Source organism: Streptomyces sp. NPDC102402 (assembly GCF_044765765.1).
Lineage (GTDB): Bacteria > Actinomycetota > Actinomycetes > Streptomycetales > Streptomycetaceae > Streptomyces.
Genome location: NZ_JBIWKR010000002.1, coordinates 865299 through 881024, shown reverse-complemented (window position 1 = coordinate 881024; position 15726 = coordinate 865299). Strand labels below are relative to the sequence as shown.

At 69.8% G+C, this 15726-nt stretch carries 13 protein-coding genes and 2 pseudogenes; 6 read left to right on the top strand and 9 right to left on the bottom strand.

The window, feature by feature from the left end; all coding sequences use genetic code 11:
* Window positions 1–4 precede the first annotated feature (4 nt).
* Window positions 5–1666, top strand: a complete 1662-nt coding sequence (locus ACIRJR_RS08895; protein ID WP_403775964.1) for an ABC1 kinase family protein — start codon at window positions 5–7, stop codon at window positions 1664–1666.
* Window positions 1667–1693: 27 nt separating this feature from the next.
* Here the strand turns inward: ACIRJR_RS08895 and ACIRJR_RS08890 are convergent, their stop codons facing one another.
* The 5 genes from ACIRJR_RS08890 to ACIRJR_RS08870 all read right to left on the bottom strand — a co-directional run bounded on the left by ACIRJR_RS08890 (window position 1694) and on the right by ACIRJR_RS08870 (window position 5659).
* The gene (locus ACIRJR_RS08890; protein WP_403775961.1) at window positions 1694–1897 is read right to left on the bottom strand and encodes a hypothetical protein; all 204 of its coding nucleotides are present in this window, start codon (window positions 1895–1897) and stop codon (window positions 1694–1696) included.
* A 144-nt stretch (window positions 1898–2041) separates the two neighbouring features.
* Window positions 2042–2380 (bottom strand): hypothetical protein, encoded by a 339-nt coding sequence (locus ACIRJR_RS08885; RefSeq protein ID WP_403776442.1) that lies wholly within the window; start codon window positions 2378–2380, stop codon window positions 2042–2044.
* Window positions 2381–2397: 17 nt separating this feature from the next.
* On the bottom strand, window positions 2398–2766 hold the full coding sequence (locus ACIRJR_RS08880; RefSeq protein WP_403775958.1) for a WhiB family transcriptional regulator: 369 nt from the start codon (window positions 2764–2766) through the stop codon (window positions 2398–2400).
* 170 nt (window positions 2767–2936) lie between these two features.
* Window positions 2937–3269, bottom strand: a complete 333-nt coding sequence (locus tag ACIRJR_RS08875) for a hypothetical protein (RefSeq protein WP_403775955.1) — start codon at window positions 3267–3269, stop codon at window positions 2937–2939.
* Window positions 3270–3436: 167 nt separating this feature from the next.
* Window positions 3437–5659, bottom strand: a complete 2223-nt coding sequence (locus ACIRJR_RS08870) for an ATP-dependent DNA helicase UvrD2 (RefSeq protein WP_403775952.1) — start codon at window positions 5657–5659, stop codon at window positions 3437–3439.
* Window positions 5660–5885: 226 nt separating this feature from the next.
* Here ACIRJR_RS08870 and ACIRJR_RS08865 point away from each other — a divergent pair, with 226 nt between their 5' ends.
* From ACIRJR_RS08865 to ACIRJR_RS08850, 4 genes and pseudogenes are all read left to right on the top strand, one after another.
* Entirely contained in the window at window positions 5886–6143 is a 258-nt protein-coding gene (locus ACIRJR_RS08865; protein ID WP_403775949.1) for a mycoredoxin, read from the top strand.
* Window positions 6144–6398: 255 nt separating this feature from the next.
* Entirely contained in the window at window positions 6399–6599 is a 201-nt protein-coding gene (locus ACIRJR_RS08860) for a hypothetical protein (protein WP_403775946.1), read from the top strand.
* An 8-nt stretch (window positions 6600–6607) separates the two neighbouring features.
* Window positions 6608–7114 carry a DUF6879 family protein gene (locus ACIRJR_RS08855; protein WP_403776439.1) on the top strand — a complete coding sequence of 169 codons (507 nt, stop codon included), beginning with the start codon at window positions 6608–6610 and terminating at the stop codon, window positions 7112–7114.
* A pseudogene (locus ACIRJR_RS08850) lies at window positions 7111–7533 on the top strand (Scr1 family TA system antitoxin-like transcriptional regulator); the annotation flags it as partial. The gene ACIRJR_RS08855 and the pseudogene ACIRJR_RS08850, both read left to right, overlap by 4 nt.
* A 363-nt stretch (window positions 7534–7896) precedes the next feature.
* Here ACIRJR_RS08850 and ACIRJR_RS08845 read toward each other — a convergent pair.
* The gene (locus ACIRJR_RS08845) at window positions 7897–9570 is read right to left on the bottom strand and encodes a recombinase family protein (protein WP_403775944.1); all 1674 of its coding nucleotides are present in this window, start codon (window positions 9568–9570) and stop codon (window positions 7897–7899) included.
* Window positions 9571–9624: 54 nt separating this feature from the next.
* Here ACIRJR_RS08845 and ACIRJR_RS08840 point away from each other — a divergent pair.
* Window positions 9625–9720, top strand: a pseudogene (locus ACIRJR_RS08840) (NrdH-redoxin); the annotation flags it as partial.
* Window positions 9721–9800: 80 nt separating this feature from the next.
* Here the strand turns inward: ACIRJR_RS08840 and nudC are convergent.
* Genes nudC through ACIRJR_RS08825 form a run of 3 tightly spaced genes read right to left on the bottom strand, consistent with a single transcriptional unit; the run spans window position 9801 to window position 15711 of the window.
* Window positions 9801–10748 (bottom strand): NAD(+) diphosphatase, encoded by a 948-nt coding sequence (gene nudC / locus ACIRJR_RS08835; protein ID WP_403775941.1) that lies wholly within the window; start codon window positions 10746–10748, stop codon window positions 9801–9803.
* 45 nt (window positions 10749–10793) lie between these two features.
* A complete protein-coding gene (locus tag ACIRJR_RS08830; protein ID WP_403775938.1) occupies window positions 10794–12188 on the bottom strand; it encodes a dipeptidase in 1395 nt (464 codons plus the stop codon).
* A gap of 10 nt (window positions 12189–12198) precedes the next feature.
* Window positions 12199–15711: a UvrD-helicase domain-containing protein gene (locus tag ACIRJR_RS08825; RefSeq protein ID WP_403775935.1), complete on the bottom strand. Its 3513-nt coding sequence runs from the start codon at window positions 15709–15711 to the stop codon at window positions 12199–12201.
* Window positions 15712–15726 lie beyond the last annotated feature (15 nt).

The following is a 15726-nucleotide window of genomic DNA, read 5'->3' as shown; positions in this document are numbered from 1 at the left end:
GCACATGTCTGATCTTCCCCGGAAGGCGGTCACCCGTACCGCGAAGCTCGCAGCTCTGCCGCTCGGCTTCGCCGGCCGCGCCACGTGGGGTCTGGGCAAGCGGATCGGCGGGAAGTCCGCCGAACTGGTGGCCCGCGAGGTCCAGCAGCGCACGGCGGATCAGCTCTTCAAGGTGCTCGGTGAGTTGAAGGGCGGCGCGATGAAGCTCGGACAGGCGCTGTCCGTATTCGAGTCCGCGCTGCCCGAGGACGTCGCGGGTCCCTACCGCGCGGCGCTGACCAAACTGCAGGAAGCCGCACCCCCGATGCCGACCCGCACCGTCCACGGGGTGCTGGCGGAACGTCTCGGCGAGGACTGGCGCGAGCTGTTCGCCGAATTCGAGGACCGGCCGTCCGCCGCTGCCTCGATCGGTCAGGTCCACCGTGCGGTGTGGCACGACGGACGCGATGTCGCCGTGAAGGTGCAGTATCCGGGTGCCGGTGAGGCCTTGCTGGCGGACCTCACCCAACTCAGCCGCTTCGCAAGGCTACTCGGCCCGCTGGTTCCCGGAATGGACATCAAGCCACTCATCACGGAGCTGCGCGACCGGGTGTCCGAAGAGCTGGACTACGGACTGGAGGCCCAGGCCCAGCAGGAGCACGCGGCGGAGTTCGAGGACGATCCGGACGTGGTGGTCCCGGGAGTGGTGCATCAGTCCGAGCAGGTGCTGGTGACGGAGTGGATCGAGGGAATACCTCTGTCGGAGGTGATCGCCGACGGCACGACGGAACAGCGGGACCGGGCGGGCCAGCTCCTGGCGCGTTTCCTGTTCTCGGGACCCGCGCGCACCGGCCTGCTGCACGCGGACCCTCATCCGGGCAACTTCCGCCTGCTCCCCCCGGCCGACACGGCTGCCGGGGACACCGGTCGCGTCAGGGACACCGGTCATGTCAGGGACACCGGTCATGTCAGGGACACCGTCGGGCTCCACGGAGACGCCGACGGAACCGACGAACTCGACAGGCCCGACGGTGATTCCGGCCTGTGGCGCCTGGGAGTCCTGGACTTCGGCACGGTGGACCGGCTTCCGGGCGGTCTGCCGCAGACCATCGGCGATGCCCTGCGGATGACTCTGGACGGGGACGCCGACGCCGTCTACGCGATGCTCCGCAAGGCCGGCTTCGTGAAGGAGTCGATCGAACTCGAACCGGACGCCGTGCTCGAGTACCTGCTCCCCATCATCGAGCCGGCGCAGGCGGACGAGTTCACCTTCACCCGCTCATGGCTGCGCAGCCAGGCAGCCCGGATCGCCGATCCGCGCTCCCCCGCACACCAGTTGGGCAAGCAGCTGAATCTACCTCCGTCGTACCTGCTGATACACCGCGTCACTCTGAGCACGATCGGAGTGCTGTGCCAGCTGGGCGCGACCGTCCGGCTGCGGGACGAACTGGAGTCCTGGCTGCCCGGGTTCCTCCCGGCCCACGAGGAGCACGAAGCCGGGCACGACGCCGGGCACGACGCCGAGGGGTCCGAGGCGAAGAGGTCCGACGCGCAGGCATCCGGCGGGCAGGCGCGGGAGTCCGACGCGAAGGCGCAGGAGTCCAAGGCGCGGGAGTCCGACGCGCAGGCGCGGGAATCCAAGGCGGACGAGGGCAGCACGCACGACGGTGCGGCGGTCGAGGTGTAGAAGACGGTCCGCCCCTGGGGCCCCCGGTCACCACCACGCGGAGTCGAGTCGCCCCTCGATCGACCTGATGTGCGTGCGCGCACAGGCGTCACAGACGTACCTGCGCCTGCCGTCCTCGACGGAGCAGAGCCAGGTCGCGGGTGGGGCGTCCGACTCCGCCGCGGTGCCGCAGCGGGCACACCTCACGGGTCCGTCGGCCGGCTCCCGGGGGTGATGAGTCTCCTCGTCCACCTCGCGACGATAACGCCGCGGGCCGAGCGGCGCGCGCCACAACGCACCGCGGGGCCGGCCTGTTCGGGCCGGCCCCGCGGAAGGGGAGGGTGGCTGCCTGAGGGGCGGAGCGGTTGCCCGGCAGCGGTAGTGCTGGTGGAGCCGTCAGTGCATGACGGCCATGGCGAGCGCGCGGCGGGCACGCATCGAAGCGCGCTCCGCACGACGCTGCATCCGCCGGGCGGACACCAGGCGGACTGCCTGACGCCCCTCCTCCGCCTCCCTCATGCGGTCGTGCATATGCGCACGAGCCAGAGCTTCTGGGATGAGTTGCATTTCGCGGGTCCTGTTCTGACGCGAGTCGTTCGCGCCGATGATGGTGACGTCCGGGGTCGCGGAGCCGACGGGCTCCCGCGTGGTGGTGGTCATTGGTGCCTGATTCCGGGGGTCATGAGTCTGGGGACGGTCGATGGTGCCGATGCGCTTCGTTCGTGTGGGAGCCATGGCTCCCAGGCCGGGGGTCACGCCGCGACCGGGTTCTTGCGCGGACGGCCACGCGGACGCTTGCGGGCGACGACGACGCCCTGGACGAAGAGCTCGCCGCCCCAGACGCCCCACGGCTCGCGCCGCTCCTTGGCTCCGGCGAGGCACGCCTCGACCAGCGGGCAGGTCCGGCAGAGGGTCTTGGCGTACTCGACGTCGGCCGGCGACTCCGCGAAGAAGACCTCCGGGTCGTAGGAACGGCAGGGGACGGCTACGCCGAGGTTCTCGATGGCGTCATCGAGCGCGGTGAGCGTGGTGAGGGGGGTCAAGGTGGAGTCCTCCGTGAGGCCGGGCGGGGAGATCGTGTCGGAAGGCGGAACGGACGGGGCGTGCGTCTCGAGTTGCACGGTGGCGTTGTCCTCGTCTGGTCGTGCCGGCCTGTTGGCCGGTTGGCGGCTGGTACCAGGTCCTGCTGTCCCGAGGCTCCTTCGACTCGTCTCGTCCGTTCGGACAAAACAAAAGGGCCGCGGATCCCGAGTGGGGTTCCGCGGCCCTGAAGGCGCCGGCCTGATTGGGATCAGGCTGGATCACTCCAGGGTTCAGGCCCACGGAAGGCCCACATCGTGTGGTGCTGCGTCGTCTGCTGCTTCTTGGCTCCGGCACCGGCTGCGGCTGCCGCAAAGGCATAGGCCGAGGCCCGTCCCTTCACTACTGCTGCTGCCGGCGCCTCGGTCGGTCGCTCATTGCGTTCCCGCACGGGCAGGCTCGCCAGGAACAGCGGGCTGACCATGGAAACGCCGGACACACCGGTGCCATGAAGCGAGAGCGCCGAAGAGCGGGTGAGGCCGAGAGAGCAGGTGGAGACGACCGACGGATCGGTCATTTTGATGGTGTTGATGATGCTGATCACGACAATCGCCTCCTCTCGGCGTCTCAAGGGACCGGCCGGGGCCGATCCTGCGGTATTCGGATAAGTACAGCACGGGGTCAGGGCTTCAGAGAAGTCGCTGTTCCCGTGGTTAAGAACCTATGGTGATTGCTGCTGCGGGCGCAAACTATTTTTTCGACAAGTTTTTCTCACACGTCGCCGTCGCCCGGCTCCGGCTCCTGACCCACCGTCCGACCTGCGCAGATGGCCAGGACGTCGGCCCCGAACCTGGTCAGCTTCCGGTTTCCGACACCGGCGATGACGACCAGCTCGCCCTCGGTGCCGGGCGCCCTCTCGGCGATCGCCATCAGTGTCTTGTCGGTGAAGACGCACCAGGCGGGCTGGCTGATCTCCTTCGCCCGGTCCGCGCGCCACTCGTGCAGCCGCTCGTACAGCCCCTCGTCCATGTCCGAGGGGCAGTCCTCGCAGCGCATCAGTTTCATCTCACCGGCCTCGGTGAGCGTCCTGCCGCAGACCCGGCACCTCACCGGGCCCCGCCGCTCCGGCCTGGCAGGCTTCTCCGTCCCGCCGCCGCCCGTGCCCGCGCGGGAGCCCCGGTCGATCCCACCTCCCCCTCCCGTACCGCCCCGTGCGCCGAGTGCGGCCGAGCCGGGCCGCAGTCCGTTGAGGAAGCGGGTGGCCCTGCGGTTCCCGCGGCCACCGGGCGACCGGGACAGGGCCCAGGACAACGAGAGGTGGAAGCGGGCCCGGGTGACACCGACGTAGAGCAGCCGGCGCTCCTCCTCGACCTGTTCGTCCGTCTTGGCGTAGGCGATCGGCATCATGCCCTCGGTGAGCCCGACGAGGAACGCGGCGTCCCATTCGAGGCCCTTGGCCGAGTGCAGCGACGCCAGGGTGACCCCCTGGACCGCGGGTGCGTGCTGGGCGGCGGCCCGCTCGTCGAGCTCGGCCACGAGATCGGAGAGCGTCGCTCCCGGCCTGGCCTGCTCGAAGTCCTCCGCGAGGCGTACCAGCGCGGCGAGCGACTCCCAGCGGTCCCGCACCGCTCCCGAGCCGGTGGGCGGCTTGGAGGTCCATCCTTTGGTGGAGAGCACCGCCCGCACCTCGGAGGGCAGGTCGTCGGCGCCGTCGAGCAGGGAGTCGTTGCCTCCGGCGCGGGCGGCGCCCCGCAGGGCCACGCCCGCCTCCCGCACCTCGGGCCGGTCGAAGAAGCGCTCGGCGCCGCGCAGCTGGTAGGGCACGCCCGCGTCGGCGAGCGCCTGCTCGTAGACCTCGGACTGGGAATTGACCCGGTACAGCACGGCGATCTCGCCGGCCGGCACCCCGGCGGCGATCAGGTCACGGATCCGGCGCGCGGTGCCCTCGGCCTCCGCGGGCTCGTCCGCGTACTCCGTGTAGACGGGTTCGGGTCCCTTGTCCCGCTGTGAGACGAGCTCCAGCCGGTGTTCGGCCGCCTTGCCCCGCGCCTGGCTCAGCAAGCCGTTGGCCAGGTGGACCACCTGAGGTGTCGAGCGGTAGTCCCGCACCAGCTTGACCACCGTGGCGTCCGGATGGCGGGTTCGGAAATTCAGCAGGTGGTCGGGGGTGGCTCCGGTGAAGGAGTAGATCGTCTGACCGGCGTCACCGACCACGCAGAGATCGTCCCGGTCTCCCAGCCAGAGGTCGAGGAGCCTCTGCTGGAGCGGGCTGACGTCCTGGTACTCGTCGACGACGAAGTGCTGGTACTGGCGGCGCACGTGATCGGCGATGTCGTGCCGGTCCTGGAGGATGCCCACGGTCAGCAGCAGCACGTCCTCGAAGTCGATCACCGACCGGTCACGCTTCAGCTGCTCGTACATCGCGTAGATCTGGGAGAGCTCGGCCGGATCACGCGGGGCGTCCCGCTGGGTCTTCGCGACCGCGGCAGGGTAGTCGGCGGGCACCGTCTGGGTGACCTTGGCCCACTCGATCTCACTGGTGGCGTCCCGGAGCTCGTTGCGGTCGAGCCGGATCCCGCAGCGGGCCGCCGCCTCGGCGACCAGCTGGACCTTGCGCTCCACCAGACGCGGGAGCTCTCCACCGACTGCTTTCGGCCAGAAGTACTGGAGCTGGCGCAGGGCCGCGGAGTGGAAGGTCCGGGCCTGGACACCGGTCGCGCCGAGCTGGCGCAGCCTGCCCCGCATCTCCCCGGCCGCCCGGTTGGTGAAGGTGACGGCGAGCACGGTCGTCGGCTGGAGGATCCCGGCCCGCACCCCGTAGGCGATGCGGTGCGTGATCGCCCGGGTCTTGCCCGTACCGGCTCCGGCCAGCACGCACACCGGTCCGCCGAGGGCCGTCGCGACCTCGCGCTGCTCCGGGTCGAGCCCGTCGAGCACGGCGTCCGCGGAGTCGGGGACCGGCGGGAAGAGGGTGGAACGCGTTGCTGCTGTCACCCTGCCATGCTGCCAGGTCGCGAAGGGTCGCCGGGGCGGTTGTCCACAGGGGCTGTCGATCGTCGTACCGGTGGAGCCGGCTGCCCGCCGGTCAGGGGCGGGACCGGGAATGGTCGTGGGGTCGCGGACGTTCCCTCCATGCGGGAAGGCGCGTGGACATACGTGTCACGCGTCTCCGGCGAGAGCTTTCCCAGTGGGACATACGAGACGAGGGAGCACCGACGACATGCCGGGCACTGTGACGATGTACAGCACCACGTGGTGCGGCTACTGCCGCCGGCTCAAGGGCCAGATGGATCGCGAGGGCATCGCGTACACCGAGGTCAACATCGAGCACGACCCGGATTCGGCGGCTTTCGTCGAGAAGGCGAACGGCGGAAACCAGACGGTCCCCACGGTTCTGGTAGTTCCCGCCAGCGGTGGCGAGAACCACGTCATGACGAACCCGAGCCTCGCACAGGTGAAGCAGGCTCTCGCGCTCTGATGCTCCTCTAGCGCCGCCCCCTCTGGTCAAGGTCACCGGAGGGGGCGGCGCTATACATATGGGACGGAACGCAGCCCTTACGCCCCCGCGCGGCTGGTCGGTAGCACTGATCGGCCATCAGTAGGCCGCGCGACCGCCGCCCGCTGCCTGCCGCATCCCGGTTTCCTGTTCCGGAAACTCGAAGCCCTTGCGCCCCACCCTGCTTGATCGGGAGCATCGAGCAGGACATGACGGGGAAGGCCAGGGAGGGAACCTGTGAAGGTCACCAAGCTCGTGAGCACGTGCGACATCAAGGACTGCCCGACCATCTACGCCACGGACAGAGACACCCTCCTGGTGCAGGGGGAGACTCCCGCAGATCATGGACTGGAGATCCCCGCCCACGAAACCATCGTGGAGATCCCGACGCAGCTTGTATTCGACCTGATCCGGAAGGGTCTCCGTGGTGACGGCTAAGGGCCTATATAGGTGAGCTGTTCGATACCTTCGAGCGGGAGGCGTTCCGGCTGGAGACTCTTGCCGACTACAGCCAGTCGGGAAATGTGGACGCCTACCAAGCGTTCCTCGCAGGGCAGCCACAGCCAGTCGACTACAACGAATCCTGGTTGTCGGAAGTGCGAGCCCACACGGGCAGGGGTAAACGCATCTACCGCGTGCACGTCCTGTCGCGACCCCTGACCCCGTATCTGCGTTTCGAGCTGGGCTGGGGGTACTGCAAAAACTCCACCGGCGGTGAAGAGTTCTTCATTCTCGACACCACGGGACAGACCAACCCGCTGAAAGACGCGGAAGATTTCTGGCTATTTGATGAAGGAACGGCTGTGGTCATGCATTACGACCACGCCGGAGCTATCACAGGACGGGAGACCATCCCCGATGGCCGGGCCCAGGAATTCGTCACCATCCGGGATACGGCACTAGCGCACGCAGAGCCGTTCTCCGCTTGGTGGGAGAAGCACGGCGGTACGTGAACAGAGGGCAACTGGGGGCAGCACTGCGGGCTCTGCGGCTGGCATCCGGAAAGGAAGCCAAGGTCGTCGCCCGCAGTGCTGTTATGTCTACGAGCAAGCTCAGTAAAATCGAGACGGGGAAACTCGCTCCATCGCCGTCTGACGTGGAGCGCATCCTTACAGCTATCGGGGTCTCGGAAGAGGTCAAGGTCGAGTACCTGGACGCAGCCAGGGCGGCAGCCGCAGAAGCCACAGCTTGGCACCTGGTCCGCCGCATGGGGGTACACAAGGCCCAGGAACAGACGAGATCGCTAGAATCGCAGATGACCGTGCTGCGCCTCTTTCAGCCGGCCTTGATTCCCGGGTTGCTGCAAACACCGGAGTACATCCGAGCGATTCTTTCTCGGCATGCACGTTCGCCCACCCCATGGCGGCGAACTCGACACGGTGGCGGTAATCGAAACGAGAGTCTCGCGCGCGGCGCTGGTACCCCTCCTGGAGCACGGCGGCGTAGTCGCCCTCGAACTGGAACGGCTTACGTCCCACGGTGGTAGTCCCTTCCTGTGCGGCGCACGGGGTGCGCCAGTGACCCCCGCCGGATGGCGGGACATGTGCCTCCCTTTCTTCGCGGGGGGTGGACCGGCCATGGCTGGCACGGTCTCTTCACAGGGGCGCCCAAGGCTTGAAGCTCGGACTCGGTCTCGTGCAGTCGGGAGCGACGGCGGCGACCTGGCAGGCATCGTACAGGGCGCAGAAACAGGGAAGGCCCCCATGGGCGGGGGCCCTGCCTCAAGCATCCTCAGTCAACGTGTAGAGCGTCCTCTCTGCGTCCTCTCTGCGTCCGCTCGCTCCTCCTCGAACTCTTCCCAGCGACTGACGATCTCGTACATGGCACCGGTGAGCGTCGGAGGCTTCTCGGCGGGGGCGTTGCCGAATCCCCAGAGGGGTTCGATGGGCTCCATGACCTGAGACCTCTTGGTCCGCACGTCCCGCCACTGCGTGCCTTGTTCCCGAAGATTGTCGATCAGGTCCCCGGGGTCGATGGCGAGAACGTCGGTCCCGAAGTACGCCTTCACCTTGTGCTTCTTCAGGAACTCCCGGCGCTCATCAACACCGGACTGCTGCCACCACTCCGCGTAGCTCTCCCCCGTGCCCGTCCACACAGTCACCGGCTTCGGTCCATCCTGGCTGGTGATCTTCTCTCGCTCCTGGGCAAGGCTGCCGACCCGAGAGGCGTACGCTACAGCGCTCATCTCGCCCTGCTGGAGTTCCTTCAGGAGCTGGTTCATCTTGCCGTCGATGACAGCCAACTTCGCCGCACGACTGTCGTCGATGGTCGTCGTCGATTCCATCCGTTCGAGATGCCCGATCTCCCCAAGCAGGGACGACACCAGCCACGGGTACAGATCCTCGGCCCAGAAGGTCTGCTTCGGGCACGCCTTGATGCCCTTGCTCTTGTTGCCGTGGCAGCGGTACCGCTCGCGCTGCCCCTTGGCCTGGTTGCCCTTGACGTAGTACATCGGGCTTCCACACAGCAGGCAGAAGGTCACACCGACCGTCGGAGATGTCGAGCCCTTCGGCTTTTTGTACTTCACCGAAGCGACTGCTTCGGAGAGCGTCGTCCACTCCGATTCGTTCAGCACCGGCTCGGACCGCATGACGGGTGAGCCGTCGTCGTTGCGGACCACTGTCCCGTTGGCTCGAACGTACTCACCAAGCAGCGACCGACTCGTCAATACGGACTGGACCGTTGTCGCCGTCCATTTGCTTCCGCGTGGCTTCGGGTCTGCCAGTCGAGTCGTGCTCTCCCCCGCAGCGGCACGGATGCGAGCGATGTCCTGTGCCGTAGGAGTTCCTTGCTCGTTCAGCCAGTCGGCAAGGGCCGAGAAGCTGGGTTTCTTGACGAAGCGCCGGATCATCTCGATCAGGATCGGGCCGTACTCCGGGTCGAGTTCGAGACTGAAGCCTCCGTCGGTCTTGACCGACCTGCGACCGAACGGTACGAGACCGCCCGGCCAGCGGCCAGTCTTGCGCATGGTCTCCCGGGAAGCCTTGTTTCGGGCCTTGATCGCGTCCAGCTCCGCCTCTGCGACCACGGCCAGGATCTTGGCGATCGTCTTGCCCCACGGCTTCGAAAGGTCGAACCCCTCCTCGCAAGAGATCAGGCCCTTGCCGTTCGCCTCACACCACTCGATGACGTCCGAGAGATGGCGCACCGACCGTGCGATGCGGTCGATCTTCAAGATGACGATGTGGTCGAACTGGTCCTTCCTGTTGTTCAGCCAGTCGCCCAAGGACGGGCGCATCCATGGTGAGATCGAGGCCGACACATCGATGTCGACGGCGAAGTCGACCAGCTCCATCTCTTCGGCATCCGCCCGCTTACTGATGCGGGTGCGCTGCGTTTCCTCGCCCGTCTGGTGCTCGTTGCTCACTGACAGACGGACCACGCCGAGAGCCCTGGGCTTGTCGCTCACGAACTCCCCCTCCCCGGACATGGGGCGGCCCTCCCTGGCCACCCTCATTAGGAGGGAACTCTACAGACCGTGCTGACGGTTCTCTTCCCCGACGGTTCGACGCTGACGAACCCCTCGTTGGCCCAGGTCAAGCAGAAGATCGGTGCCTGAGCGGCTCCGTTCATGACGAAGGCCCCCGCCGAGCTCGGCGGGGGCCTTCGTCATGAACGGAGTGGACGGGGTGGGCGGGGTCAGGCCGCGCTGCCCGGCCTGGGGAGCGGCTTGCCGTACCAGAGCTCGATCAGACGCGCCGCGATCGAGACGCCGAAGGGCGGCAGCACCTCGCCCGAGTCGAAGGCGGCCGTCAGGTCCTCGCGGGAGAACCAGCGGGCCTCCTCGATCTCCTCACCGTCGACGGTGATCTCCGAGGACACGGCACGCGCCATGAAACCGAGCATCAGGCTGGAGGGGAACGGCCAGGGCTGGCTGGCGACGTACTCGACCTCGCCGACGGTGACGCCGGCCTCCTCGAACACCTCGCGGGCCACGGACTGCTCGATCGACTCCCCCGGCTCGACGAAACCGGCGAGGGTCGAGAAGCGGCCCTCGGGCCAGTGCACCTGGCGTCCCAGCAGGGCACGGTCCTGGTCGTCCGTGACCAGCATGATCACCGCGGGGTCGGTCCGCGGATAGTGCTCCGCCCCGCAGGCCTGGCAGCGGCGGATGTGACCGGCGGCTGCGATGACGGTGCGCTCGCCGCAACGCGAGCAGAAGCGGTGCAGCCGCTGCCAGTTCTCGAGTGCCACGGCGTGCACCATCAGTCCGGCGTCACGCGCGCCGAGGAGCAGCCCCGCCTCGCGCAGTCCGGCAGGGCGTGCGGACTGGTCCATGCGGCCCGGCAGCGAGTCCTTCTGGAGCGCGAAGTACCGCACGCCCTCCTCGTCGGTGCCCAGGAAGTAGCGGTGGGTCTCGGTGACCGGTGCCTCGAAGGCAGGGGTCATGACGAGCTCGGTGCCGCCGTCCGGGGTGTCGTCGACGAGCGCCTGGCCCCCGGACACCACGAACACTCTGGTCGTCGGGTGGCTCCAGGCAGCGGCGAGCCACGCCTCGTCGAGCCGGTGGTGCGCGGCGCGGTCGATACCGCTGGGCGCGGTGAAACCGATGGGACGGTCCGTGGTGGCGTTGTCGAAGGTGCTCACAGGTGCTTCCTACTCCCCCGGGGGTGGATCGGGCGTTCAGAGGATTCAGCGGAGTGCGTCGGCCAGCTCGCCCCACAGATGGGCGGCGGTCTCCACGCCCTTGAGGAGAAGGTCGAGCTCGACCTTCTCGTCGGGGCCGTGCCAGCCGTCGGACGGTACGGAGACACCCAGGAAGAGGACGGGTGCGCCGAGCACGTCCTGCAGGTCGGCGGCGGGTCCCGAGCCTCCCTCGCGGGTGAAGAGGATCTTCGTCCCGAAGGCCGTACCCATGGCGCGGGCCACGGCCCGGAGGGCGGGGTGGCCGAGGGGCGTCAGACAGGGGCGGGTCGCGGGGGCGAAGGTGATGCGGTGGCGGACACCGGCCGGGATCCGGGCCTCGGCCCAGGTGCGGACCGCCTCCTGGATCCGCTCCGGGTCCTGGCCGGCGACCAGCCGGAAGCTCAGCTTCACCAGGGCGGACGAGGGGATGACGGTCTTGCTGCCCGCCCCCTGGTATCCGCCGCCGATGCCGTTGACCTCGGCGGTGGGGCGGGCCCAGATCCGCTCCAGGGTGGAGTAGCCGGCCTCGCCCGCGGTGGCCTGCGAGGAGGCGGTCCGCAGCCAGGCGGCCTCGTCGAAGGGCAGCTCGGCGAAGAGGGCCCGTTCGGCCTCGGTGAGTTCGGCGACCCCGTCGTAGAAGCCGGGGACCGCGACCCTGCCCTCCGGATCGTGGAGAGCGGCGACGAGACGGGCTAGCGCGGTCGCGGGGTTCGGGACGGCACCGCCGAAGGACCCGGAGTGGATGTCCTGGCCGGGCCCGTACAGCTCGATCTCGCATTCCGCGAGACCGCGCATCCCCGTGCAGACGGTGGGGGTGTTCTCGTCCCACATGCCCGTGTCGGAGACGATCACCACATCGGCCGCGAGTCGGGCGGCCCGCTCCTCGGCCAGCGCGCGGAAGTGCGGCGAGCCGGACTCCTCCTCGCCCTCGACCAGGAGTTTGAGGTGCACGGCGGGGGTGGTGCGGCCGGTCGCGGCGAGGTGTGCGCGGACACCGAGTGTGTGGAAGAACACCTGGCCCTTGTCGTCGGCCGCGCCGCGTCCGTACATCCTGCCGTCGCGGATGACCGGCTCGAAGGGGTCCGTGCTCCACCCGTCCTCGCGGGCCGCGGGCTGCACGTCGTGGTGGCCGTAGACCAGGACGACCGGTGCGTCCGGATCCTCCGAGGGCCACTCGGCGAAGACCGCGGGGGCTCCGGGCGTCTCCCAGATCTCGGTGACCGGGAACCCGGTCTCCCCGAGCTTGCCCGAGAGCCACTGCGCACTGCGCCGTACGTCCTCGTGGTGCTCCGGCTGAGCGGACACCGAGGGGATGCGCAGCCACTCGGCCAGGTCGTCGAGGAAGGCTGTGCGGTGCTGCTCGGTGTACGTACGGACGGCGCTGTCCGGGGTGTCGCTCATGCTCATGAGCCTATCGGCCCTGCGGAGGTGGCTCGTCCAGCAGGAGCCTCTCCAGCTCCTCCCGGCCCGGCAGCCCGCCGGGACGTGAGGTCTCCCCCGTGCGGACGTAGAGGAAGGTCGCGGTGACCGCTTCCAGGGGCAGGCCGTGCAGTTCGGCCCAGGCCAGCCGGTAGACGGCGAGCTGGAGCGGGTCGGCCGTGCGGTGCCGGGTGGTCTTCCAGTCGACGATCTCGTAGGTGTCCCCCGTGCGGTAGACGGCGTCGATCCGGCCGCGGATCACCCGGCCCCCGAGCGTGATCTGGAACGGGGTCTCCACGCGGTACGGGGTGCGCCGGGCGTACGTGGTGCGCTCGAAGGCTTCCTTGAGGTCGGCGAGGTCGCGCTCGTCGGCGATCTCCGCGTCGTCACCGTCGCCTCCGGGGAGTTCGTCGGGGCCCAGCATGGGCAGCGGCACCTCCTCGAACCGGGACTCGACCCAGGCGTGGAAGCGGGTGCCCCGCCGGGCGGCGGGCTGCGGGGGGCGGGGCATGGGGCGGGCGAGCTCCCGCGCGAAGCCCTCGGGGTCGTCGGCGAGGTGCAGGAGCTGGGTGGCGGAGAGCGTGGCGGGTACGACGACGTCGTGCACGGTCGCGCGGGCACGGCGCAGCTCACCCGCGAGGGCGTCGAGGTCGCGGTCCCAGGAGGCGAGCGTCCGGTTCTCCTCCGGGGTGAGGCCGGCGTCCGCAGGCGTACGGGCGGCCGGGACGTGCGGTGCGGGGGCGGCTGGGTGCGGGGGCGCGGCGTCCGGGGCCGCGGTCCGGTCCCCGCCGTCCGGGAACGGATCGTCGTACGGGGCGTCGGCGTCGTCGTACGGGAGCCCGCCCTCGTCGTACGGAGGCTCGTCGTACGGAGGCTCGCCCTCGTCGTACGGAGGCTCGTCGTGCGGGAGCCCGTCCTCGTACGGCGCCCCGCCCCTGGGCTTCCCCGGAGCCCGCGCGGGCTCCTCGTACACGTCCGGTACGTCTGCGGCCGCCATGGCCTCCAGGTGGGCGAGCACCGTGTCCCGGGCGGCGCGGCGGCGGGCCATGGCGGTGCCGTCGAGCGGGAGCGGCCATGCCTGCTCGGCACCCTGCTCCCGGAGCGCCGGGTTCTCCTCGCCCTCCTCCGGCTCCGCCTCCCAGACCTCGATCTCGCCGTGTCCGGCGGCGCAGTGCTCGTACAGCGCGTCCAGGAACGCCGAGGGACCGCGCGGCTTCTTCTGGGACGTCCCCCACCAGTGGCCGGAGCCGAGCAGCAGGCTGCGGGGGCGGGTGAAGGTGACGTAGCCGAGGCGGAGCTCCTCGGTGTGCTGGTGCCCCTTCATCTCCTCCTTGAACGCCTTGAGGCCCTTGGCGTCGAAGGAGTGGAGGGCGGGGAGTGTCGCCGCGTCTCCGCGCAGGGCGTGCGGGAGGACGTGGGACTGCGAGGTCCACGCGTCCCGGGACCGCGTGCTGGGGAACTGGCCGGTGACGAGACCGGGGACGGCGACGACGTCCCATTCCAGGCCCTTGGACTTGTGGGCGGTGAGGACCTTCACCGTGTTCTCCCCGCCGGGCAGGGCGTTGTCCAGCCCCTTCTCGTACTGCGCGGCGGTGCGCAGGAAGCCGAGGAAGGCGAGCAGGGACGCCTCGCCGTCGACCGCGGCGAAGCCGGCCGCGACGTCCAGGAAGTTGGCGAGGGTCTCACGGCGGCGCGCGGCCAGGGCGTGCGGCGACGCGGAGAGCTCCACTTCGAGGCCGGTCGTCGCGAGGACGCGGTGCAGTACGTCCATGAGCGGGTCGGCCAGCGAGCGGCGGAGGTCGCGGAGCTCGGTGGCGAGGTGGGCGAAGCGGACGCGTGCCTCGGCGGAGAACGCCAGCCCGTCGTCCTCGGACCCGCCCGGCTCCAGGAAGGTGTCGAGGGCGTCGGCGAGCGAGATCACCTCGGCGGGGTCGACGCCCTCGACGGCTTCGGCCAGGCGCTGGTCCGGGTCGGTCCCGTCGTCGCCGGGGGTGGCGCGGTGGACGAGGAGGCGGGCGCGGCGCCCCAGCAGGGCGAGGTCCCGGGGGCCGATCCGCCAGCGCGGTCCGGTGAGCAGCCGGACCAGGGAGGCGTTGGCCCCGGGGTCCTGGAGCACCTCGCAGACGGCGACGAGGTCGGCGACCTCGGGGAGGTGCAGCAGCCCGGACAGGCCGACGACCTCGACCGGGACGTCCCGGGCGACGAGGGCGGCCTGGATGCGGGGGAAGTCGCCCGCGGTCCGGCACAGGACGGCGATCTCGCCGGGCGCCGTGCCGGTCCGCACGAGGTGGGCGAGCGAGTCGGCGAGCCACTCGATCTCCTCCGCGTGGGTGCGCAGGAGGGCGACGCGGACCGTGCCGTCCCGCTCCGCTCCGGGTGCGGGGCGCAGTGCTTCGACACCCTCGTGCATGGCGCGCAGGGGTTGGGCGAGGCCGTTGGCGAGGTGGAGGAGGCGGCCTCCGCTGCGGCGGTTCTCGCTGAGGGAGTAGCGGGTGGCCGGGGTGCCGTCGGCGTGCGGGAAGTGGTGGGGGAAGTCGTCGAGGTTGGCCACGGAGGCGCCGCGCCATCCGTAGATCGCCTGGCAGGGGTCTCCGACCGCCGTGACGGCGTGGCCCGCCGTGCCGTGCCCGCCTCCCCCGCCGAAGAGCGCGGCGAGGAGCAGCCGCTGGGCCACGGAGGTGTCCTGGTACTCGTCGAGCAGGACGACCCGGTACGCGTCGCGGAGGGCGGCGCCGACCTCCGGCCGGGTGAGGGCCAGCTCGGCGGAGAGGGCGATCTGGTCGCCGAAGTCCAGCAGATCCCGACTGCGCTTGGCCGCCCGGTAGCGCCCGGTCAGTTCGAGGAGTTCGCGGCGGGCACCGGCCGTCTCGGGGATCTTGCGCAGGTCGGCGTTGGTGAGACGGGCCGTCTCCAGGGCCTGGAGCAGGTCGGTGTCGTGCTCGGCGAGCTGCTCGGGGCGTACGAGGTGTTCGGCGAGTTCCGCGTCCAGGGCCAGCAGGTCGCTGACGAGGGTGGGGAAGGAACGGGTGAGTGCGGGGTAGGGGCCGGGTGCCTCGCGCAGCACCCGGGCCGCGAGTTGGTAGCGGGTGGCGTCGGCGAGGAGCCTGGTGGTGGGTTCGAGGCCGATCCGCAGACCGTGGTCGGTGAGGAGCCGGCCGGCGAAGGCGTGGTAGGTGGAGATGCCGGGTTCGCCCGGGGGGTTCTCCGGGTCGATGACGTCCGGGTCGGTGACGCCGGCCGCGACCAGGGCCTTGCGGACCCGCTCGGCGAGCTCACCGGCGGCCTTGTTCGTGAAGGTCAGGCCGAGGACCTGCTCCGGGGCGACCTGTCCGGTCCCCACCAGCCACACCACTCGGGCGGCCATCACCGTGGTCTTCCCCGAGCCGGCTCCGGCCACGATCACCTGCGGGGCGGGCGGCGCGGTGATGCAGGCCGTCTGCTCGGGGGTGAAGGGGATCCCGAGGAGCTCCTTGAGCTGCTCGGGATCGGTGAGGCGGGAGGTCACTCCAGAGAGGCTAAC